Genomic DNA, 18,758 nt, shown 5'->3' on the forward strand with positions numbered 1-18,758 from the left:
TGTAACCACGACGGCAAAAGTCAGCCGAGCATGGGCTCGGCTCTACAGCGCCCCCTCACCACGCCGCCAGGCGCTCGGGGTCAGGCCCGTCTCGCGGCGCAGCGCACGGGTCAGTGCGCTCTGCTCGGAGTACCCCGCTGCCAGCGCGATAGCGCTGATGGGCGCTGCACTGGTCAGCAGCGCATGCTTGGCCCAGCGCAGCCGGCCGGCGCTGAGCCAGGCCTGCGGACTGACCCCGAATTCGCGCTGGAACAAGGCATGCAGCCGGCTTTCGCTGACGCCAACATGGGCCGCCATGCGCGGCACCGGCCACGCCCGCCCGGGTTCAGCCTGCACGGCCGCACACAGGCCCTGCCGCCGCGCACCACTGCCCGCAGGGGTAAACATCCGCAGCAGGTCGGGCAGCAGCTCCGGCATGCAGCCGCCGACCCTTACCTGGGCCAGGCGCTGGCGCAGCGACAGCGGCAGGTGCAGCCAGCGCTGGCGACTGAGGTGTTCCTGGGTCAGGTCATCGAGCACGCCCGGGCCGCAATCGACGATCACGAAACCGTTCGGCCCATGTGCCACCTGGTCATGCGCCTCACCGGAGGCAACGAACGCCCCCTGCAACAGATCCAGGCGGCCGCCGCGCCCTTCCAGCTCGAACTGCAGCTCGCCCTGCAGCGGCAGCACCCACTGTGCGTAGTCGTGGCGGTCCAGGCCCGTTGCCTGGCCGTAGTGCCGCAGGTGGAAGATGGCGCCCATCGCGGCAGTGTGCGCGTGCGATGGGCTGCCTGCAATCCACGGATCGCGGCCAGACAGCCGCGCGCCCTAGCCGTCGGTACCGAGGAACGCGAACGGTTTGCTCGGCACGAACTGCGACAGCGCATCACCGGAGAAGGTGTTGCGCTGGTCCCGGCCCAGGTCGAGCTTGAGCACCTGTCCGCCGAAATCGACCTTGTTCAGATCGACCCAGAACTTGTTGGGCGTCAGTGCCGATTCGAAGAAATACAACCGGCGCTTGTGGTCGGCCACCGTGCGCCAGCGCGTGGACGAGATGTTCGGCTCGCCGGGCGTGGTGATGCTAAACGGCACCGACACATTGCGGATGACGCTGAACACACCGGCCAGCGCCTCCACAGGGTCTTCGGCCTTGGGAATGGCATTGATGTAGAACGAGGCGCGCGCGAAGCGATCGGCCGAGCGGTTGGTGCCCGGCAGCATCACCGTGCCCCCGATACTCTTCCAGTACGCATTGAGCGCCAGCTGCTGATCGAAGATCGGCGAGTTGGTCATCACCTGGTAGCGGCGGTCGTGATGGATGACCTGGCGACCGCCGATGTACTCGATGATGGCGCTGTCGCCGGTAGCGTCGGACAGCGAAAGATGCAGGGTCGCCTGGCGGTCCTCACCGGGCACCTTGTCGGTGACGATGGCGAACGGCTCGCGCTCCAGTGCAGCCACGGCCTCGGCCACGCTGCCGAAATTGTCCAGCACGTATTGCGCCCAAAGCGAGATGGCCAGCCCCGGCTTGTTGCCGCGCTGCTGGGGATACTCCGATTCGACCAGCCACAGCAGGTTGGCGACCAGGCCCTTCTCGTTCATGCCGTCGGTGGTGGACACGTCGTAGCCGGTGGCCACCACACTGCCGTAGCGCGCGGTCCACTTCGCCGACTTCGGTCCGGCCTGGCCGGTACGCTCGATTCCGCGGGGCAGGACATACAGGTTGGTGGCAACGTCGACCTTCCAGTCCATCGACCGGGCGGTGATCACATCGCCGTTGTCACCCAGGTAGACCGCGCGCGTGCAGGCCCATCCCGGTGCGACCGCCGCTGCCAGCGCCATGGCCAGCGCCGCCCTGCCCTGCCACTTCGTCCGCTTCATGCTGTGCTCCCTTCCCCAGGAAGCCCGATGGGAACCCGGCAACGGTGACAGCGGGGTGAAGCCCCGCGCGCGGCGTCAACCGGCGCTGAGCATCGGGCGCACGAGGGCGCTCAGAAGATCCACCGCGGTGGGTTCGGCATCATCGCCCTCCACCGTGCGCGAGAAACCTGACCAGTCACTGCTGGCCAGCTGGCGCAGCTTCAGCGCATCGACCGGCAACGCGCGCATCGACCAGTACGGAAACTGGCGCTGGCCCAACCGCCCGCGCGCCAGTTCGACGATGTCCACGTGGCTGCCCGCCTGCAGGATGCGCTCGTACACCGAATCGATGCCATCAGGCGGCCCTTCGATGTACTGCAGGAAACGCTGCCCATCGTGCAACAACACGCCCGTCACCCCGGCCATCCGGTTGAACCGGGTGGCATCGTTCACCAACGTCTGCAGGCGTTCGGCGGAAAGGTCCGGCCGGGCCTGGCTGACGTAGGCAATGGCGCGTAGTGGCATGAATCTTCCTTGGCAACGTGAGCAGCCACGGTAGCAGCTACGGACGAGCCCGTCTCAGTTCGCCCACGCGCTCCCTGAAGAATTCAGTTAACGGCTGATGCGCGTGTCGGCACGCCGCGGCAGCACCGCTTCGAACACCACCTGCCCCTGCTCGTTGCGTGCACTCAGCCGTCCACCGTGTGCGGCTACGAACTGATCGACGATGTACAGGCCAAGGCCCAGCCCCTTGCTCTGGTGGAAGCTGGCCTTGAACGGCTCGAACAGGCGCGGCAGCAGTGCCTCCTCGATGTGCCCGACATTGCGCACGCGCAGGGTCACCACGCGCGAATCGCTGCCATCGACGGCAACCCACACCACGTCCTTGCCCCCGTGGGTGATCGCATTGCCGACCAGGTTGGCCACCACCTGCCCCAGGCGATCCATGTCGCCGTGCAGCGTGGCATCACCGCTGGCTTCGAACGCGATGCGGTCGCTGCCATGCGCACTGCCCGCCTCTGCGATCACAGCGCGGGCCAGCGCTTCCAGATCACAGCTGGCAGCCTCCAAGCGCAGGCCGCCACTGCGGATCCGCGAGAAATCCAGCAGCTGCTCGACCATGCGCGCCATGCGCACGGTGCTGGCTTCCAGGTGCTGCAGGGTCTGCTGCGCACTGGTGTTGCCCGGCGGCAGTTCCAGCGACAGCTTGTCGGCGCACAGCAGGATGGCCGACAGCGGCGTGCGCAGATCGTGGGTCAGCACGGCGGCCATCGTCTCGTTCAACTTCAACGCGCGCTCCAGCGCCTCGTTGCGCGCCTTCAGCAGCTGGCGCTGCTGGTAGAGCTCGATGAACACGTTGACCTTGCTCAGGATCACCTGCGGCGCCACCGGCTTGTGCAGGAAATCGACCGCACCGCTTTCGTAGCCCTTGAACGCACGCACCGGATCATCCGGCGACGCGGTCAGGAAGATGATCGGCACATCGCGGCTGCGCTGCGAGCCACGCATCAGCTCGGCCAGGGTGAAGCCATCGATCTCCGGCATGTGCACGTCCAGCAGCGCCAGCGCCACTTCATGCTCCAGCAGCAGCTCCAGCGCCTGCGCGCCCGAGCCGGCCAGCAGCAGGTTGACGCCCTCGCGGCGCAGCAGCGCCTGCATGGCTACCAGGTTCTGCGGCACGTCATCGACGATCAGCAGGTTGACCGGGGTCTGCGACTGCGCAGGGTCCGGTGGCAGCAGGTTCATGCGAACAACTCCTTCAAGCGACGGCACATCAATTCAAGAGGCAGCACGGCATCAGCGCCGGCGTGCTGCAGGGCGGAGGCCGGCATCATCGATGCCTCAGCCTCCTCGGGGCATTGCAACCAGGCACGGCCACCGGCGGCACGCACCGCGGCCACACCTTCGCTGCCATCACTGCTGGCACCGGTCAGCAGCACCGCCAGCAGCTGCGGCCCGAACACGGCCGCGGCGGATTCAAACAACGGGTCGATGGCCGGGCGCGAGAACAGCACTGGCTCATCCATCGACAGCGCGATGGTCTGCGCGTCCTCCACCAGCAGGTGGTAATCGGGTGCGGCGAAGGTCACCGTCGCTGCCTGCAGCGGCTGCTTGTCTTCTGCCTCGCGCACCTGCAGCGCGCAATACGGCGCCAGCACTTCGGCAATACGGCTGCTGCGATCACGCGGCAGATGCAGCACCACCAGCACCGGTATCGGCAGACCGGCCGGCAGCGCACCCAGCAGCACCTGCAGCGCGGCCACGCCACCGGCAGAGGCGCCGACGACCAGCAGATGCGGACGCGGGGCAGTCATCAAACAACCTTCCGGTACAGCCGATGCTCGCGCGAGCAGGCTTCGAACGCATCATGGTGGCGGCCGAACTGCAGCGATTCCTTGCTGCCCAGGCCGAGGAAGCCACGATGCACCAGCGCCTCACGGAACAGGCCCACGGCACGGTCCTGCAGGTCGCGGTTGAAATAGATCAGCACGTTACGGCACGAGACCAGGTGCACTTCGGAGAACACCGTGTCGGTGGCCAGGCTGTGGTCGGCAAACACTACGTTGCGGCGCAGTTGGCGGTCGAACACCGCACCGTCGTAGGCGGTGGCGTAGTAATCGGACAGCGAACCGGTACCGCCGGCAGCCAGATAGTTGCGGCTGAACTGGGCCAGGCGGTCGATGCTGTAGGCGCCGGCTTCCGCACTGGCCAGCGCGGCCGGATTGATGTCGGTCGCGTAGACGATGCTCCGCTCCAGCAGCCCTTCCTCATGCAGCAGGATGGCCAGCGACCACACCTCTTCACCGGTACTGCAGCCCGCCACCCACAGCTTCACCGACGGGTAGGTGCGCAGCACCGGCACCACCTGCTCGCGCAGCTGCTTGAAATAGGCCGGGTCACGGAACATTTCCGAGACCTGCACGGTGAAGAACTGCATCGCTTGGGCGAACAGCTCCGGTTCGTGCAGCAGCCGGTGCTGCAGGTCGACCAGGCGCTCGCAGTCATAGCGCTGCATGGCCTGGCGGATGCGCCGGCGCAGCGAGGACACCGCGTAGCTGCGGAAGTCGTAGTGGTAGCGCTGGTACAGCGCCTCCAGCAGCACCTTCAATTCCAGGTCGAACAGCGCCTGCTCGTTCATTGGCGCGAGCACCAGACCCGGCACAGCGAAACCAGCTTGTCGACGTCGATCGGCTTGGCGATGTAATCGTTGGCACCGGCCTGCAGGCAGCGCTCGCGGTCATCGGGCATGGCCTTGGCGGTCAGCGCGATGATCGGCAGGTCCTGCAGGTGGCGCTGCGCACGGATCTCGCGCATGGCGGTCAGGCCATCCTTCTCCGGCATCATGATGTCCATCAGCACCAGATCGACCTCGCGCTGGGCCAGGCGATCAACTGCTTCCTGGCCGTTGCGAGCGATCTCCAGGGTCACGCCCAGCGGCTCGAGCACGCTGGACAGCGCGAAGATGTTGCGCACGTCGTCCTCGGCCAGCAGCACGGTGCGGCCATCGAGCACGGTGTCGCGGCGGCGGGCCTCCCGCAGCAGGCGCTGCTGGTCGCTGGGCAGGCTGGCCTCGACGCTGTGCAGGAACAGGGTCACTTCATCCAGCAGGCGCTCCGGCGAGCGTGCGCCCTTGATGATGATGCTCTTGGAATAACGGCGCAGGCGCTGTTCTTCCTCGCGGCTGAGCGCGCGACCGGTGTAGACGATCACCGGCGGGAAGCCGACATCATCGTTGCCGGCCATGTGCTCCAGCAGGTCGTAGCCACTGCCGTCGGGCAGCGACAGGTCCATCACCATGCAGTCGAAGGTCACCGTGCTCAGCTGCTCCACCGCAGCGGCCAGGGTACCCACCGCCACGATCTGCAGCTGGTCGCGGCCCAGCAGCAGCTCCAGGTTGCGCCGCAGATCACTGTCGTCCTCGACGATCAGCAGGCGGCGCACATCACGCTGGCTGGTCTGTTCCAGCTGCTCGATGGCTGCGGCCAACCGCTCGCGGGTGGCCGGCTTCACCGCATAGCCGATCGCGCCCAGCTCACGCGCCACCTGGCTGCGGTCCATGCCCGAGACTACATGCACGGGAATATGGCGGGTTTCCGGGTTGCGCTTGAGGCGTTCGAGCACGCTCAGCCCCGACACGTCCGGCAGGCCGATATCGAGCAGGATGCCATTCGGACGCAGATCGCTGGCAAGAGTCAACGCCTCTTCGGCGGTGGTGGCCACCACGCAGTCGAAATCAAGTTCGTGTGCCAGCGAAACCAGCGCTTCGGCGAAGCTTGCATCGTCTTCCACTGCCAGGATCAGGCGCCCGACACGCTGGCGCCGACTGCGATCATCGGCAACGCTGGCGGTGGCCACCGCAGGTGCGGCGGCCATGGCCAGCGGCGCGGCGGCCGCCAGGTTCTGCACCGAAGGCATCGGTGCCGGCGCCATCGCGGTCGGCTCGGCCGGCACGTCGCTGGCCGGTGCGCCCTGCAACGGCAGTTCCAGGATGAAGCAGCTGCCGCGACCCGGTTCGCTGTCCACCTGGATATCGCCGCCCATGCGCACGGCGAGGTCACGCGAGATCGACAGGCCCAGGCCGGTGCCACCGTAGCGACGGCGGGTGCTGCCATCGGCCTGGCGGAACGCCTCGAAGATCACCTGCAACTGGTCACGGGCGATGCCGATGCCCGAATCGCAGACTTCGAAGCGGATGCGGCCATTGCCACCCGCACGCACGTGCAGGCTCACCTTGCCGTGCTCGGTGAACTTCACGGCATTGGCCAGCAGGTTCTTCAGGATCTGCTGCATGCGCTGGTTGTCGGCCACCAGCTGGGTCGGCGCCAGCGCATCGGCCTCGATCTGCAGGGCCAGGCCCTTCTGCCGGGCCATCGGCTCGAACGTCTCGCGCAGGCGCTGCAGCACGCTGTCGACCACCACCACTTCGTCGGCCAGTTCCACATGGCCGGCTTCGATGCGGGACAGATCGAGGATGTCGTTGATCAGCGCCAGCAGGTCGTTGTTGGACGACAGGATCGCGCGGGCGTACTTGACCTGCTCTTCGGTCAGCGTGCCGTCCTTGTTGTCGGCCAGCAGCTTGGCCAGGATCAGCGAGCTGTTCAGCGGCGTGCGCAGCTCGTGCGACATGTTGGCCAGGAATTCGGACTTGTAGCGCGAGGTCGCCGCCAGCTCGTTGCTGTTGCGTACCAGCTGGCCCTGCGCCACCAGCAGCGCCTGCTTCTGCGCTTCCAGCTCGTGGGTGCGCTCTTCCAGCTGCACGTTGCTCTGTTCCAGCTCGACCTGCTGCTGCTCCAGGTTGGCCTGCGACTGCATCAGGCTGCGACTCTGCTCTTCCAGCTCTTCGTTGGCCACGCGCAGCTCTTCCTGCTGGGCCTGCAACTCTTCGCCCTGCCGCTGCGATTCCTCAAGCAGCACGACCAGCTGCGCGCGCAGCAACGAGGCACGCAACGCCATGCCCAGCGTGTCGCCGCAGCGCTCCAGCAGCTCCGCATCCAGCGCCTGCTGCCCGGCGGCCTGCGAGCGACCCAGCTCGACCACACCCACCACGGTGCCATCGCTGCTGATCGGCGCAAGGATGCGTTCACGCACCTGCACCAGCCCGAAGCTGGACTGCAACTGCAGAGCCCGCTCATCGTCACCCGGCAGATGACGGATCTGCTGGTCACGCGCCGTCTGGCCCAGCAGGCCTTCCTGCAGTGTCACCGACGCCGGGACACCGCTGGGCACGGCAACGCCGCCCGTAAGATGCAGACGACCGCCTTCGATGCGGTACATGGCGCCCACATCGGCGCGCAGCTGCGTGGCCAGGCACGCCATCGACGCATCGGCAATCTGTTCTGGCCCCAGGTCGCCACGCAGGCATGCCGCCACGGCATTTTCCGCTTCCTGCAGCCACAGCGCACGCAGCGCCTCGCGTCGCGCATGCACCGCGCGCGACACGATGCCGGCAATCATCAGGAAAGCCACGCCACCGATGGTTCGGTTGATGAAGGAGAACGACGAGTTGGAGCTGGCCGGCGCCACGTTGTAACCCACCGCCAACAGGATGCATGCCACCAGTGCTACGACGAAGGGAACCCGCGCACTTCGCTGGAAAATGGTGACGCCAACGGCCATGAAATAGGTCAGCCACACCGCATAGCCCAGTGGTACGACAAGTTCCAGGGCAACGGTGGCCGCCAGCAGCATGGCCGCCGTCGTCCAGATCCAGCGGTCGCGCGTTGTTGCACCAGCACGCATCAGGAAGGTTCCCGGGCAGAAAGAGGCGGTTATGCTACCCCGTGTCGCATTCAGCCGCATACGACCATTGGCACACGCGGTGCGTGCACACACTCTTCACACTGGCCTGCCTACGGTCTCAGCCCCTACAGGGGTATTACTGATTTCCAGGTGGACGCTCTTGCCTCTACGCCTTCCGTGCTGACGGACACGTCCCGACAACTGCGATTGCTGATCGACAGCGTTCGTGACCATGCCCTGTACCTGCTTGATCCGCACGGCATCGTCTGCAGCTGGAACCCGGGCGCCGAGCGGATCAAGGGCTACCGTGCCGACGAAGTCATCGGCACCCACTTCAGCCGCTTCTACCTGGCCGATGAACGCGAGGCCGGCGAGCCGCAGCGCCTGCTGCACCTGGCCGCGCAGAATGGCCACGTGGCTACTGAGGGCTGGCGGGTGCGCCATGATGGCTCGTCGTTCAGGGCCAGCATCGTCATCGAAGCGGTCCGCGAGAACGGCGAACTGCTGGGCTTCGTCAAGATCACCCGCGACATCACCGAGCAATGGCAATCGCAACGGCTGCTGCGTGACGCCCAGCGCGCCCTGCGCCAGACCCAGCAGTTCGAGACCGTGGGCCGGCTCAGCCGCGGCCTGTCGCATGAGTTCAACAACCTGCTGACCACGGTCGGCAACGCGCTGGACCTGCTGTCGATGCGCCTGGGCAGCGACGCCCGCGCGGCCGAGCTGCTGGCCATGGCACAGGCGGCCACCGACCGGGGATCGCTCCTGACCCGGCAACTGCTGGCCTTCAGCACCGGCCAGACCCTGATCCGCGAGCCGCTGGACATCAACCAGCAGATCCATGAGTGGCTGCCCGGCCTGCGCAGCACCTGCCCGCCCGGGGTCACGGTCGAGGCTGCACTCACCCCCGGCCTGCCCCTGCTCAGTACAGACCCGCTGCAGCTGCAGACCGCTCTCGTCAACCTGGTGGCCAACGCTGCCGACGCTACACTGGATGGCGGTCGCGTGCTGGTTGCCACGTCGCTTGAGCACCGGCTCGATCCAGATGCGGACACCGCGCGGCAGCGTCGATATGTGACACTAAGCGTCTGCGACGAGGGCCACGGCATGGCCCCGGACATCGCTGAACGGGCTACCGAGCCCTTCTTTACGACCAAGGACATCGGCAAAGGCAGCGGCCTGGGCCTCAGCCAGGTGTTCGGTTTCACTACCCAGAGCGGCGGCTTCGTTGATGTGTCCACCACGCCCGGTGTTGGCACCACGGTCAGCCTGCTGCTACCCGAAATGGAGGACCCTGCCCATGACTGATGACCCGCTCCGCGTATTGATGGTGGAGGACCAGTCCGATCTGCGCGAAATGATCGGCTTGGCACTGCGCGATTTCGGCATCGATGTGGCAACCACGTCCGACGGCCACGAAGCCGTCGCCCTGATGCAGGGCGGCGAGCGCTTCGACGTGGTGTTCAGCGACGTCAGCATGCCCAACGGCATGTCCGGCATCGAGCTCAGCGAGCACGTGGCGCGCGACCAGCCGCACGCGCGGATGATCCTGTCTTCAGGCTATGCGCGCTCGCAGCTACCGCCGCTGCCCGACCAGGTGGAGTTTCTGCCGAAGCCCTATCGGCTGCGCCAGCTGGTGGAGCTGTTGAAGCAGGATTGAGGCATCCACGCATGGCGTGGATCGAAATCGCGCCTGGTAGCGCCGGGCCATGCCCGGCGGCTCGACGCCTTTACCAGCGCATGAACAGCGTCACCACGAAAATGGCCAAGGCCACGCCAATGACGATCCACAGCCCTTTGCTCTGGCGCCAGGAGGGCTTACGGGTACCGGGGTTGTTCATCGCTTGCTCCATCGTGATAACAGGGATGGAACGAGCTTCGCGTTCTACATGTGCAGTGCGCGTGCAGGGTCGCCAGATGCGACCAAATGCATTCAGGAATCCGCGTCGCGGTCCACACGCAGACGACTGACCCGCCAGCCTCCATGCGAATTGAAGCGCCCGGTATCACCGGTCAGGCCGTAGCGCAGCGCCAACCAACCGGCGCGGAGCGAGCCCACATGCCATTCCCGTACTTTCCTGTACGCATACCGAAAACGACGAGCTTGCACGGGCTCACCCCAAATGTGATTGTCATCACGATTTGCGGACAATAGCGCCAATTTCTTTCCGCTGGAAGATACCCCCCCACCCGGCCCGTTCAGCGCTTGCGACGGCGCCAGGCACGGTCTGCAACATGGACGAGCCCGAGCAGGCAGGCAGCCACCAGCGCTACCTCACCAATAGCGAGCAACAGGTCCACGGCAATACTCCGGACGGCAGGGTTGCGGCCAGGCTGATGGCGTAGAAATGACGGCCAACCTGTGCTGCAGGATCACCGTAAGGGCAAACCGCCTCGCCGTTCTGCAGGGTGATACGCATTTCCGGCAATGCGATGCGGATGAATGCGGGGAAACGAGCGCGGCACTGCGGATGAGTGCGCCAAGCGCGTGGTGACCCCGGCCCGAGTCGAACGGGCGACCTTCCCCTTAGGAGGGGGGCGACGCGTCCTTGCAGCGCAATGGAGATGGAACGACCTGTGCCAAAGTTGTGCCAAGGCGGCTTCCGCGAGCGCCCTCAAGCGGTTACAGTTCATTCAGCTGGACGGAGGCGGACGCATCCGAGCTTAAGGGGGATGGATCTCATGGCAGGAAGGACTGCGGCCAGCCGACTCGCGCGCATGGCGCAGGTCGCGCAGGTTTGTCACGAAGAATGGAACTTCCACGAACGCGTTGATCGCGAGCGCGGGGTCATCACGCACTGGATACAGAAGGACCGGATATCGAAGAAGGCTCAAGGGAGCCTTGAGCGCGCCATGGACCAGCTTCGGCCTCTTCCCATCCAACAGTGGACGAGGCCCCACGCGAGCAAAATACGCGGCGATAACACATATGTGATACGCTTCGTAGACGTTGCTCGCGTCCAACTGCGAGTGTTCGGCCACTTCTACACGCCGCACACTGCTTTCGTGATGACCGAGACGGGCATAGAAAAAGACAATGTTTACACTCCGGAAAATTACGAAGATCTCGCAACCAGCCACAAAAAATCTTGCGATGAAGACTTTGAATCGCGAACAGTTGCTTATCAAAGTTACTGTGAAACCTGCGAACCAGAGTGCGGGTAGCATCGGAAAAATGTACAAACAGGATGCTGTCGCGGTTAGACATTACAAGCCTGCAACGGAACTGAAGAAACACTGGCGAGACAAAGATCGCCGCCAGGCTTATATGGAAGCCTCAGTTGAGCAAGGAATTGCCTGGCAGATAAAACTGAACCGAGAACTACGCGAACTAACTCAAGCGCAGCTCGCAAAGCTAATCGGAACCAAGCAATCCTCGATTTCCAGGTTAGAAGATCCTCTTTATGGTTCGCAAAGTATTCCGATGCTAACCAGGGTCGCAAATGCTTTTGATTGCGCACTAGTCGTAAAGCTGATCTCTTATTCGGACCTAGCGTCTGAGAGCCAGAAGTTATCTGAGGCCCATCAGTACGCCCTTCCCTTTGAACTAGAAGCGGAGAAATTCGGTGGCAAAGCCGTCCTCGAATAAAATTGATTTAGCTGATACGCCTCTCTATTACGCGGATCAGGCAGCCGGGATGCTGCTCGGCGCCAGTGTCTGCCGCTTAACCTTCGGTGTTCAGAACGAAGATAGTGATAGCGAGTACCCGCGTCCCACGGTTACGATTGCGATCCAAACGACCGCACTTATAGAATTGGTTACGGATCTCAAGCATATTTTTGAGAGCGACGCGTTTAAGAGCGACATGGCGAAGCAGCTGGCGAGCGCAGTCGAGCGGATTTCAAGAGGCGTCGATGGCTCCCCCACTGATGCCATTAAAGACATCCTAATTGAAACTGACCCGTCGACGAAGCTAATTGAATCTTCCACTGCAACTGCGAAAGCCCAGCGAAGAAAGCCGGATGCAAAGACGAGCTAGTGTTTGAACCTGTAATCTCGCCTTGGAGAAAAAGGACGCCTGCTGGCGTCCTTTTTTCTTCAAGCACCGGCTTAGAAGTCTGCCTGACTCTGGACCCGAATCAAAGACTTGCATTGAATTGATTTCTGGAAGCTGGGCTGCGGATCCATTGGGGCGCAAGGGAACTGTCCGGAGTTTTCTGGAAGCAAAGCCCTCAAACGCGGGTGTGCTGCCACCCGCTCGCACTGAGCCGCCCCTTCCTCGGATCCGTCGCCCTAGGCTTGGTCTCCGCCGGCGGCCGGATCGGCTCCAGTGCCGCCATCTCCCGCGCGGCGGAAGCCGCAGCCGCCTCGTCTAGGCGATGGGCTTGCTGCTGTTGCTGGCGGGTCGGGGCAAGGCCGGCAGCGGCGCTGTCGACGCGATGGGCGCGCTGTCGTTCAGGCGGTCCACGGCCTCGCGCAGCGGCAGGCCCGGGTAGAGCCGCACCGCACACCGTGCTCAGCCAAGCGCTTATCCTGGCGCACGCTATCAGCTGTCACGAACCGTCCCTGCTCGGCGTCCCTACCTTTGAGTGGACCGACTCCGGCCCACACTTAGAGAAAAAGGACGTTAGAAATGAACCGAGCGAACTGGTTTGTGGTCTCTCCCGAGGGTGCCAAAGCGGTTGGACAGCTCCATCACTTTGTGACCACCGGCACATCGTTGCCCTCAAAATTGATCCACCTGGTGTTCTTGCGCGTTTCTCAACTGAACGGATGCGCGCACTGCATAGACATCCACACACGCGATCTGCTCAAGGAAGGCGTGCCCTTCGACACAATCACACTTCTGCCTGTATGGCACGAAGCCGCGTACCTCTTCTCGGAGCAAGAGCGCGCCGCATTGGCATGGGCTGAGGAAGTGACGCTTGTCAGCGACACCCACGCATCTGACGAGGCGTACCAAGCCGTGGCCGCGGCCTTCAGCGAGAAGGACCTTGTAGATCTCACGCTCACCATCGCGGCAATGAACGCGATCAATCGGCTAGGGGTGAGCTTTAGGCTCAAGCCCCGTGCCAAGCCCGCTACCGAGTAACGGCACCCGCGGGCGCTGGGCATTGACCCAGCGCCTCCTCAGCGCCTCTTTGATCCGACTTTTCCCTCCCTCAACTCAACGTCAGCGCGATCCATCAGTCTGGGCGTTGTCTCCGCCGGCGGCCGTATCAGCGCCAGTGCAGGCATCACTCGGGCGGCCGCAGCCGCAGCCGCCTCGTCCAGGCGCTGGGCCTGCAGCTGCTGTTCGCGGGTCGGGGGTAGGCTGGGCAGCGGCCGCGCCGGTTTGATGGGGGTGTTGTCGGTCAGGCGGACGACCGCCTCTCGCAGCGGCAGGTCCGGAAACAGCCTGGCGGCGCACCAGCGCTCGGCGAAGCGCTTGCCCTGCCGGATGCCGGCAACCGGTGCGTTCTTGGTCTGCCACATCTTCAGGGCGTTCATGTGCAGGCGGTAGCTACCCTCCCGGGTCGGGGTGACGCTGGCCACCTCGCGCCCGTTCCACCACAGCGCCCAGCGCTCACCCATCTGCACCCAACCCGAAGGGATCGGGGCTGTACGGAAGCCTTGATAGCCGAGCGAGGGAAGCATGGCCGGAAGAATACGACCGGCCGTCGCAGATCCTGCGAACGCGGCAGGCACCTGCCTGAACCGTTGAACTGCGGACAGTCGAGTCGACTCGAGCTTGCTCGACTCTGTGCCGGCGCGGCGCTGCTCAGGCGCCACCCAGGCTGAGCGGCCTGTGGCCCCGGGTCCGGCATGACCAGAGTGCACCGGCCTGCCGCCGGCCGCCATCGGGCAACAGCGCGGCACCGGGACGGCATGCCCCTACACGCGCCAGCCACGGGCGGCAGGGTTACCCTCCGGCCATGTGCGGCCGATTCGTCCAGCTCCCTGTTGTCGACTTCGGCCTGCCCGGCCTGGCGGATCTCGCCCCGGGCTTGGCCGAGATCCGGCCGAGCTTCAACCTCGCTCTCACCCAGCGCGCCGCGGTCATCCTCGACCGCGGCGAGGGCCGCCGAGTGACCCGCATGGCCTGGGGCCTCCTGCCCTTTTGGGCGAAGGCCAAGGGCCTGCAGCGCTCCACCATCAATGCCCGCATCGAGACGGTGGCCACCAAGCCCGCCTTCCGGACGGCGTTCAAGAAGCGCCGCTGCGTCATCCCCATGGCCGGGTACTAGGAGTGGTCGGTGAGCCCCGAGGACGGGAAGAAAGATCCGTGGTTCATCCATGCCTCCGGACCGCTGCTGGCGGCCGGCCTGTGGGAAGACACCAGCCCGCTGCTACCCGATGGCAACCTGGGCACCTTCACGATCATCACCGGCGACAGCAGCGGCGTGTCGGCGGACATTCACGACCGCATGCCGGTGTGGCTCCAGGCTGGCCAGATCGATGACTGGATGGCCGCCGGCCCAGACGATGCGATGGCGATGCTGCTGGCCAGCACGCCCCCATCGATGGAGGCGTACCGGGTCAGCCGGGCGGTGAACACGCCGCGCAGCAACTCGCCGGCGTTACTGGATGGAATCGCTTAGGCTCCAGGAACCTTGCTCAGTTCTTGGGACACCACGACCGCAGCCGCACAACCAGCAGAAAGTACTCGGTAGACCACCTTGATCACATCGAGTGACTTACGCGGGGTCGTGTCATAGGCCTTAACGAGATCGATTGCCGCGTCCGCAATTGCGATATAAGCGACCACAAGCGCCAGCAGGATAAGCGTATTGCCGCGAATGGTTCCGGACGTCAGCGAAAGCAAAAAAGCCAATAGCCCACCACCGACCAAAACAGTCGCCGTCGTAGAGGCCCATGCATTAGCGTTTCCAGTGCTCATGTGTATCTCCTTGAAGTTCTCCGATCATGAGTCGACAGCCCTACAAAGTCTGTAGGGTTTTTCCCTACACGACGTTAAGCCGAAACTTGGGAAAGCAGCGCAGCGGCTACAGTTTGCATCTCCGCATTACTCAGATCCCGATCAAACAGGGCAACGTCGAGATACTTCGGCGACAACACTGAAGTGCCTTGGATCCGCATCGCTGGGGTCACGCCCACCGCGTAGGTGATGGAGCCTTCGTCCACCGCCCCGCCTGCGCAGATTTTGCCAATCTTCGTTTCGTTGTTGAAACTGCCGACGATGGCCATCCAGGCATTCCGAACACCGGGCGTCGATGACTGAATGGTCGGGCTGTTGTTGCCATAGAGGTAGGGTGCGTTCTGAGGCGAGCGCATGCCAATACCGGCGTTTGCGCCTGCCGGGTTGGTGGTGGCGAAGAATGGCGAAGTCCCCGAAGGCCAGTTGGCAAAGTTCACCAGGACAGCGACCGCGCGGCTGGCCTTACCTTGTGGAATCGCATCAAGGTAAGCGGTGGTGTCGGTGGAACCGCCGAAATCCATAACCTTTCGGCCACCCAGCTCGGCGAGTGTCACAGCCCCCAAGGTGACGGCGAGATTGTTTCCGTTGATGCTGTCCTTGATGCTGGTGATCGGGCCAAGGGCTCCTTAGGCCTTGGCATGCCACCTCCCGATAGCCCCAGAGATACCCAGGCTCGGCAGCAACAGGCTACCCGGCTGCGGATTGGTGATAACGCCGTTGGCGCGAATGATCGTCGTCATGCAAGACCCCTGATCTGGAGTTCGTTGAGGATGATGGTGGCGGCTGCTTGGCGACCGCTCGGATTGAAGTGCATTCCGTCAAACAGGAGGGATGGCGGGATCAGGCCTTGCGCAATCGCGGCCTCGTCAGCCGCCGTAGGCGAAATGCCAGCGATGGACAACCCTTCCCGGATCATCCGCCCCTGCATATCCACGTACTCCCGAGGGTTTCGCTTCATGGTCGTCAGGTTCAACGCTTCGATTGCCGCATAGCCAGCAGAACCAAAGGGCTCATCACTGGCAGTGGTGACACCACAGATCAGAAACTTGTCTCCAACCTCGCGATATCGACCGGTGATTGCTGCAATCGGCGCTTCAGCTGCGCTCTTCGGCGTGTTGTTGCGGCCGCTGAAGTAGACGTGCACGTAGGAGCCAGTAAAGGTGTCGGCCGGGATGAAGGGGATCGGTGACTTGATCTGCAGTTCGGTCCCTGCCGCCACCCTGTTCAATCGGAGCACGCCGGCCTCGTATACGAGCCGGCATGCAATGCCTTGTACGGTGCCGAGGAACACGCGCTGCGTGCTGCTCATGGTGCCTGGCACATCCCACGTCGCGTCGACCTGCCCGGTGTCTGCGGGGATCTTTCCGCCTGGCACCGTCAGAATCGGAACATACCCGCCGGCGCGAACCGCTTGCTCCGATGCGTCACTTCCTGACCATGCAAAGTTCTGGAATGGCTTATCCAGCATGCGCGACAGGATGTCGGGAATGCTAGAGCCGCCACCCATCGCCGACTGCATCATCGAGTCCCCTTCCCCGACGTAACCGACCTGATTCTCTGGGTTGAGGCCCAGCGCGCGACGCAGCAGGTACAGCGCGAACTTGGTAGGGCCACCATCAGACGTACTTGCTTCAAGCCACGTCCGCAGAGGCGGAGTTGATCCATCGGTGATGCGGACAAGCACCTCGGGATCAGGCAACGTGTCATCAGGCAGCGCCGGCACGCGCTTTCGCAGCAGCTGGAGCGACAGGTCACTGGGACCACCGTCTTCGGTGCGTGCCTGCAGCCAGGTGCTCGAGTCGTTTTCATCGCAGATCGCGACCAGGATCTGATCAACACGAGCAGCATCGATCACGTCCTGGAACTCCGCGCGATCAAGCTTCTGGGAAATGACATCGCCGCTTCGCCACTGGAGCCCGCCGGCCGTCATCACGTAACGACCGCTATTGGGGACCGACTGTCCAGAGGCCGGATCTACATGCGTGCCCGAGTCGCCCGCCACCGCCACCTAGCGGTTCAGCGGGATCTGCCCTGCCCCGGCCGCCGCGCTGGCCGCAGCCCACGTCGGGAACTCGATGGTGCTGCCATCGGCTAAGAACTGCTGAAAATCCGTCTCGATACCGGTCCAGCTCTTTCGCACCACGCCAAGCCGATCCGTCCACGTCTTGGCGGTGCGCCGTGACCGACCAGGACTTCTTCGCGCAGATGCAGATCGGCATCCCGCACATCCCCTCGCCCGCCGGCCTCGCCGCCGTCGACGCTACCGGCGTCATCAAGGGCAACGCCGATATCGCCATCAACCACCCGGACGCCGTCGGCGCAGGAGCGAACAGTGAAATTGATTGAACTGACCGTGCCCACCCTGCAGGGCAGCGAGACACTAACTGCTATCCAAGTCACTGAGCATTTCGCCATCCATGACACGGTCGGCGCGAGGTTCTCGATCTCGATTACCCACATGCCATCGCTGCGTCGTATGGCCATGGTGGAAGGATTGGCCCTGGCAGTCGCGGCGTCCGAGGCATGGCAGAGCATTGGCATCGATTGGTCATTCGCGGAACCGGAGGGAATTGCCGCGATGTCGGACGATCACAGGGCGCAGGCCCGCCTGATCCGTGACTTCGCGGAAGACGGCTTCCTGGGCGCGCTGCGCAATTTCAAGCCGGGAGCAAGCGGCTGATGCACCACCTGGCCCTGCCCTTCTACTGCGCCGTGATCGTCGGCGCCCTGATGGCGCTGCTCGCGCGCGCCATCTACACCGGCGCCGCCTCCTTCGTGTTGGTGGCCCTGGCAGGCATCGCGTACTTCGGCTGGCACGGCTGGAACGACGCACGCCGCGGTTGGCCCGCCTTCCGCGCCGAAATGCAGCGCCGCACCGAGCGCCGCCGGGCAATGCCCGCCGACGACACGCACTGAGCAACCGCCCGGCCGGCGCAACCGGCCTCCTACGCCGGCGGGACTTCCACACAGCCGGCAACCCATCACAGGGAACCGCATGCGCAACCAGCTCGACATTTTCAAGGACGACCCGGTCCGCATGGCCAAGGCCAACCGCGCTGCCGCCGACCAGGCGCTGCGCGACATGCAGTTCACCGAAAGCGAGCGCCAGGAGCGCGCCGCCTACTACACCCGCGAGGCAGAGCGCTGGGAATTCAGCGCCGCCCTCGGCGGCCAGCAGATCAACGGCGCAAAGGAGCCGCGAGCATGAGCAGTTGCAGCAACATCCGGGGCCAATGCAGCTCAGGCGCCCCGCGCCAGGCCTGCAATGTGCTTCTCGATGGCAGCCATGGCGAGTTGCATGGCGTCACCCTTGTTGCGGATCGCGCCGGCGCGCGGCGCGGCCACGGCAGCACCATCAACCATGGCAGCGAACTCAAACACGTCCTCCACTTGGCTGGTGATCGTGACGTGGAAGCGACGCCCGCCGATCACGCCCTGCAGTGTCCGGCGATAGCCCTCTGTCTTCATCTCGGTTCCCCGACCATCAGCGATGGCAAATCTACTTCACGGGAAAGTCTGAAGAAAAGGGCCAACTCTGGCGGCTCAGTACCAGTCGGCACCCATGAGATCGGAGATCAGCGCCTCGGTCTTGGCTGCAGCGTCCTCCCTGGACTCCACGCGAACCTCCAAGCCGATCCGGCTAGGGCCGTACAGCACATGGAAGGCCGTCAACGTTCCCTGTCCAACTCGGCCAATGCCGTCGAGCACCACCCGGACCGTCACGTCGCGGCCCCGAATTTTCAGATCCCAGTCTTCTTGCCTGTGCATCCCACTCCCCTCGCACCTGGTCCATTCCGGTGCGCTTACCCGAAAAGC

The 18,758-nt window shown here is 64.3% G+C and carries 24 protein-coding genes and 1 pseudogene; 11 read left to right on the forward strand and 14 right to left on the reverse strand.

Annotation, left to right across the window (positions count from 1 at the left end; translation table 11 throughout):
- Positions 1-42 precede the first annotated feature (42 nt).
- From DCO49_RS06725 to DCO49_RS06755, 7 genes are all read right to left on the reverse strand, one after another.
- Positions 43-744 carry an AraC family transcriptional regulator gene (locus tag DCO49_RS06725; RefSeq protein ID WP_116863360.1) on the reverse strand — a complete coding sequence of 234 codons (702 nt, stop codon included), beginning with the start codon at positions 742-744 and terminating at the stop codon, positions 43-45.
- A 66-nt stretch (positions 745-810) separates the two neighbouring features.
- Positions 811-1,863 (reverse strand): linear amide C-N hydrolase, encoded by a 1,053-nt coding sequence (locus DCO49_RS06730; protein WP_116863361.1) that lies wholly within the window; start codon positions 1,861-1,863, stop codon positions 811-813.
- 75 nt (positions 1,864-1,938) lie between these two features.
- A complete protein-coding gene (locus DCO49_RS06735; protein ID WP_116863362.1) occupies positions 1,939-2,367 on the reverse strand; it encodes a BLUF domain-containing protein in 429 nt (142 codons plus the stop codon).
- Positions 2,368-2,454: 87 nt separating this feature from the next.
- Positions 2,455-3,588 (reverse strand): hybrid sensor histidine kinase/response regulator, encoded by a 1,134-nt coding sequence (locus tag DCO49_RS06740; RefSeq protein WP_116863363.1) that lies wholly within the window; start codon positions 3,586-3,588, stop codon positions 2,455-2,457.
- Entirely contained in the window at positions 3,585-4,157 is a 573-nt protein-coding gene (locus DCO49_RS06745; RefSeq protein ID WP_116863364.1) for a chemotaxis protein CheB, read from the reverse strand. The genes DCO49_RS06740 and DCO49_RS06745 overlap by 4 nt, the downstream gene beginning before the upstream one ends.
- Positions 4,157-4,981 carry a CheR family methyltransferase gene (locus DCO49_RS06750; protein ID WP_116863365.1) on the reverse strand — a complete coding sequence of 275 codons (825 nt, stop codon included), beginning with the start codon at positions 4,979-4,981 and terminating at the stop codon, positions 4,157-4,159. Before DCO49_RS06750 ends, DCO49_RS06745 begins: the two co-directional genes overlap by 1 nt.
- Positions 4,978-8,082, reverse strand: a complete 3,105-nt coding sequence (locus tag DCO49_RS06755; protein WP_116863366.1) for a response regulator — start codon at positions 8,080-8,082, stop codon at positions 4,978-4,980. Before DCO49_RS06755 ends, DCO49_RS06750 begins: the two co-directional genes overlap by 4 nt.
- 177 nt (positions 8,083-8,259) lie before the next feature.
- Here DCO49_RS06755 and DCO49_RS06760 point away from each other — a divergent pair, with 177 nt between their 5' ends.
- Both DCO49_RS06760 and DCO49_RS06765 read left to right on the forward strand, forming a co-directional pair.
- On the forward strand, positions 8,260-9,390 hold the full coding sequence (locus DCO49_RS06760) for a PAS domain-containing sensor histidine kinase (protein ID WP_116863367.1): 1,131 nt from the start codon (positions 8,260-8,262) through the stop codon (positions 9,388-9,390).
- Positions 9,383-9,742 (forward strand): response regulator, encoded by a 360-nt coding sequence (locus DCO49_RS06765; RefSeq protein ID WP_116863368.1) that lies wholly within the window; start codon positions 9,383-9,385, stop codon positions 9,740-9,742. The genes DCO49_RS06760 and DCO49_RS06765 overlap by 8 nt, the downstream gene beginning before the upstream one ends.
- A 70-nt stretch (positions 9,743-9,812) precedes the next feature.
- Here DCO49_RS06765 and DCO49_RS20525 read toward each other — a convergent pair whose 3' ends face one another.
- On the reverse strand, positions 9,813-9,923 hold the full coding sequence (locus tag DCO49_RS20525; RefSeq protein ID WP_234455939.1) for a DUF3827 domain-containing protein: 111 nt from the start codon (positions 9,921-9,923) through the stop codon (positions 9,813-9,815).
- A gap of 832 nt (positions 9,924-10,755) precedes the next feature.
- Here DCO49_RS20525 and DCO49_RS20310 point away from each other — a divergent pair.
- The 4 genes from DCO49_RS20310 to DCO49_RS06785 all read left to right on the forward strand — a co-directional run bounded on the left by DCO49_RS20310 (position 10,756) and on the right by DCO49_RS06785 (position 13,115).
- Positions 10,756-11,247 (forward strand): hypothetical protein, encoded by a 492-nt coding sequence (locus DCO49_RS20310; protein ID WP_165835694.1) that lies wholly within the window; start codon positions 10,756-10,758, stop codon positions 11,245-11,247.
- Positions 11,177-11,671, forward strand: coding sequence for a helix-turn-helix transcriptional regulator (locus tag DCO49_RS06770; RefSeq protein WP_165835695.1), 495 nt, complete (start codon positions 11,177-11,179; stop codon positions 11,669-11,671). The genes DCO49_RS20310 and DCO49_RS06770 overlap by 71 nt, the downstream gene beginning before the upstream one ends.
- The gene (locus DCO49_RS06775; RefSeq protein ID WP_133249402.1) at positions 11,649-12,062 is read left to right on the forward strand and encodes a hypothetical protein; all 414 of its coding nucleotides are present in this window, start codon (positions 11,649-11,651) and stop codon (positions 12,060-12,062) included. Before DCO49_RS06770 ends, DCO49_RS06775 begins: the two co-directional genes overlap by 23 nt.
- A gap of 594 nt (positions 12,063-12,656) precedes the next feature.
- Positions 12,657-13,115: a carboxymuconolactone decarboxylase family protein gene (locus DCO49_RS06785; RefSeq protein ID WP_116863371.1), complete on the forward strand. Its 459-nt coding sequence runs from the start codon at positions 12,657-12,659 to the stop codon at positions 13,113-13,115.
- 38 nt (positions 13,116-13,153) lie between these two features.
- Here the strand turns inward: DCO49_RS06785 and DCO49_RS06790 are convergent, their stop codons facing one another.
- Positions 13,154-13,660, reverse strand: a complete 507-nt coding sequence (locus DCO49_RS06790) for a hypothetical protein (RefSeq protein ID WP_116863372.1) — start codon at positions 13,658-13,660, stop codon at positions 13,154-13,156.
- Positions 13,661-13,938: 278 nt separating this feature from the next.
- Between DCO49_RS06790 and DCO49_RS06795 the strand changes: the two are divergent.
- A pseudogene (locus DCO49_RS06795) lies at positions 13,939-14,604 on the forward strand (SOS response-associated peptidase).
- On the opposite strand, the gene DCO49_RS06800 reads toward DCO49_RS06795, so the two are convergent.
- The 3 genes from DCO49_RS06800 to DCO49_RS06810 all read right to left on the reverse strand — a co-directional run bounded on the left by DCO49_RS06800 (position 14,601) and on the right by DCO49_RS06810 (position 16,950).
- Positions 14,601-14,903, reverse strand: coding sequence for a hypothetical protein (locus tag DCO49_RS06800; RefSeq protein ID WP_116863373.1), 303 nt, complete (start codon positions 14,901-14,903; stop codon positions 14,601-14,603). The pseudogene DCO49_RS06795 and the gene DCO49_RS06800 overlap by 4 nt on opposite strands.
- A 74-nt stretch (positions 14,904-14,977) precedes the next feature.
- Positions 14,978-15,463, reverse strand: a complete 486-nt coding sequence (locus DCO49_RS20140; protein WP_133249403.1) for a hypothetical protein — start codon at positions 15,461-15,463, stop codon at positions 14,978-14,980.
- Between the two features lie 215 nt (positions 15,464-15,678).
- Complete coding sequence (locus tag DCO49_RS06810) at positions 15,679-16,950, reverse strand: hypothetical protein (RefSeq protein WP_133249404.1); 1,272 nt, start codon at positions 16,948-16,950, stop codon at positions 15,679-15,681.
- Positions 16,951-17,120: 170 nt separating this feature from the next.
- Between DCO49_RS06810 and DCO49_RS20315 the strand changes: the two genes are divergently transcribed.
- The 4 genes from DCO49_RS20315 to DCO49_RS06825 all read left to right on the forward strand — a co-directional run bounded on the left by DCO49_RS20315 (position 17,121) and on the right by DCO49_RS06825 (position 18,150).
- Positions 17,121-17,288, forward strand: a complete 168-nt coding sequence (locus DCO49_RS20315) for a hypothetical protein (RefSeq protein ID WP_165835696.1) — start codon at positions 17,121-17,123, stop codon at positions 17,286-17,288.
- Complete coding sequence (locus DCO49_RS06815; protein ID WP_133249405.1) at positions 17,275-17,622, forward strand: hypothetical protein; 348 nt, start codon at positions 17,275-17,277, stop codon at positions 17,620-17,622. Before DCO49_RS20315 ends, DCO49_RS06815 begins: the two co-directional genes overlap by 14 nt.
- On the forward strand, positions 17,622-17,858 hold the full coding sequence (locus DCO49_RS06820; protein ID WP_116863377.1) for a hypothetical protein: 237 nt from the start codon (positions 17,622-17,624) through the stop codon (positions 17,856-17,858). The genes DCO49_RS06815 and DCO49_RS06820 overlap by 1 nt, the downstream gene beginning before the upstream one ends.
- Before the next feature lie 79 nt (positions 17,859-17,937).
- On the forward strand, positions 17,938-18,150 hold the full coding sequence (locus tag DCO49_RS06825) for a hypothetical protein (protein WP_116863378.1): 213 nt from the start codon (positions 17,938-17,940) through the stop codon (positions 18,148-18,150).
- A 32-nt stretch (positions 18,151-18,182) separates the two neighbouring features.
- Here DCO49_RS06825 and DCO49_RS06830 read toward each other — a convergent pair whose 3' ends face one another.
- Both DCO49_RS06830 and DCO49_RS06835 read right to left on the reverse strand, forming a co-directional pair.
- A complete protein-coding gene (locus DCO49_RS06830; RefSeq protein ID WP_116863379.1) occupies positions 18,183-18,410 on the reverse strand; it encodes a hypothetical protein in 228 nt (75 codons plus the stop codon).
- 75 nt (positions 18,411-18,485) lie between these two features.
- On the reverse strand, positions 18,486-18,710 hold the full coding sequence (locus DCO49_RS06835) for a hypothetical protein (RefSeq protein ID WP_116863380.1): 225 nt from the start codon (positions 18,708-18,710) through the stop codon (positions 18,486-18,488).
- Between the last annotated feature and the right edge of the window lie 48 nt (positions 18,711-18,758).

Source organism: Stenotrophomonas sp. SPM (genome assembly GCF_003105135.1).
Classification (GTDB): Bacteria; Pseudomonadota; Gammaproteobacteria; order Xanthomonadales; family Xanthomonadaceae; genus Stenotrophomonas.

Excerpts from the sequence above, each read along its gene's own strand:
- DCO49_RS06725 (WP_116863360.1), bottom strand. The coding sequence starts at position 744 with ATGGGCGCCATCTTCCACCTGCGGCACTACGGCCAGGCAACGGGCCTG.
- DCO49_RS06730 (WP_116863361.1), bottom strand. The coding sequence starts at position 1,863 with ATGAAGCGGACGAAGTGGCAGGGCAGGGCGGCGCTGGCCATGGCGCTG.
- DCO49_RS06735 (WP_116863362.1), bottom strand. The coding sequence starts at position 2,367 with ATGCCACTACGCGCCATTGCCTACGTCAGCCAGGCCCGGCCGGACCTT.
- DCO49_RS06740 (WP_116863363.1), bottom strand. The coding sequence starts at position 3,588 with ATGAACCTGCTGCCACCGGACCCTGCGCAGTCGCAGACCCCGGTCAAC.
- DCO49_RS06745 (WP_116863364.1), bottom strand. The coding sequence starts at position 4,157 with ATGACTGCCCCGCGTCCGCATCTGCTGGTCGTCGGCGCCTCTGCCGGT.
- DCO49_RS06750 (WP_116863365.1), bottom strand. The coding sequence starts at position 4,981 with ATGAACGAGCAGGCGCTGTTCGACCTGGAATTGAAGGTGCTGCTGGAG.
- DCO49_RS06755 (WP_116863366.1), bottom strand. The coding sequence starts at position 8,082 with ATGCGTGCTGGTGCAACAACGCGCGACCGCTGGATCTGGACGACGGCG.
- DCO49_RS06765 (WP_116863368.1), top strand. The coding sequence starts at position 9,383 with ATGACTGATGACCCGCTCCGCGTATTGATGGTGGAGGACCAGTCCGAT.
- DCO49_RS20525 (WP_234455939.1), bottom strand. The coding sequence starts at position 9,923 with ATGAACAACCCCGGTACCCGTAAGCCCTCCTGGCGCCAGAGCAAAGGG.
- DCO49_RS20310 (WP_165835694.1), top strand. The coding sequence starts at position 10,756 with ATGGATCTCATGGCAGGAAGGACTGCGGCCAGCCGACTCGCGCGCATG.
- DCO49_RS06770 (WP_165835695.1), top strand. The coding sequence starts at position 11,177 with ATGAAGACTTTGAATCGCGAACAGTTGCTTATCAAAGTTACTGTGAAA.
- DCO49_RS06785 (WP_116863371.1), top strand. The coding sequence starts at position 12,657 with ATGAACCGAGCGAACTGGTTTGTGGTCTCTCCCGAGGGTGCCAAAGCG.
- DCO49_RS06790 (WP_116863372.1), bottom strand. The coding sequence starts at position 13,660 with ATGCTTCCCTCGCTCGGCTATCAAGGCTTCCGTACAGCCCCGATCCCT.
- DCO49_RS06800 (WP_116863373.1), bottom strand. The coding sequence starts at position 14,903 with ATGAGCACTGGAAACGCTAATGCATGGGCCTCTACGACGGCGACTGTT.
- DCO49_RS20140 (WP_133249403.1), bottom strand. The coding sequence starts at position 15,463 with ATGGATTTCGGCGGTTCCACCGACACCACCGCTTACCTTGATGCGATT.
- DCO49_RS06820 (WP_116863377.1), top strand. The coding sequence starts at position 17,622 with ATGCACCACCTGGCCCTGCCCTTCTACTGCGCCGTGATCGTCGGCGCC.
- DCO49_RS06825 (WP_116863378.1), top strand. The coding sequence starts at position 17,938 with ATGCGCAACCAGCTCGACATTTTCAAGGACGACCCGGTCCGCATGGCC.
- DCO49_RS06830 (WP_116863379.1), bottom strand. The coding sequence starts at position 18,410 with ATGAAGACAGAGGGCTATCGCCGGACACTGCAGGGCGTGATCGGCGGG.
- DCO49_RS06835 (WP_116863380.1), bottom strand. The coding sequence starts at position 18,710 with ATGCACAGGCAAGAAGACTGGGATCTGAAAATTCGGGGCCGCGACGTG.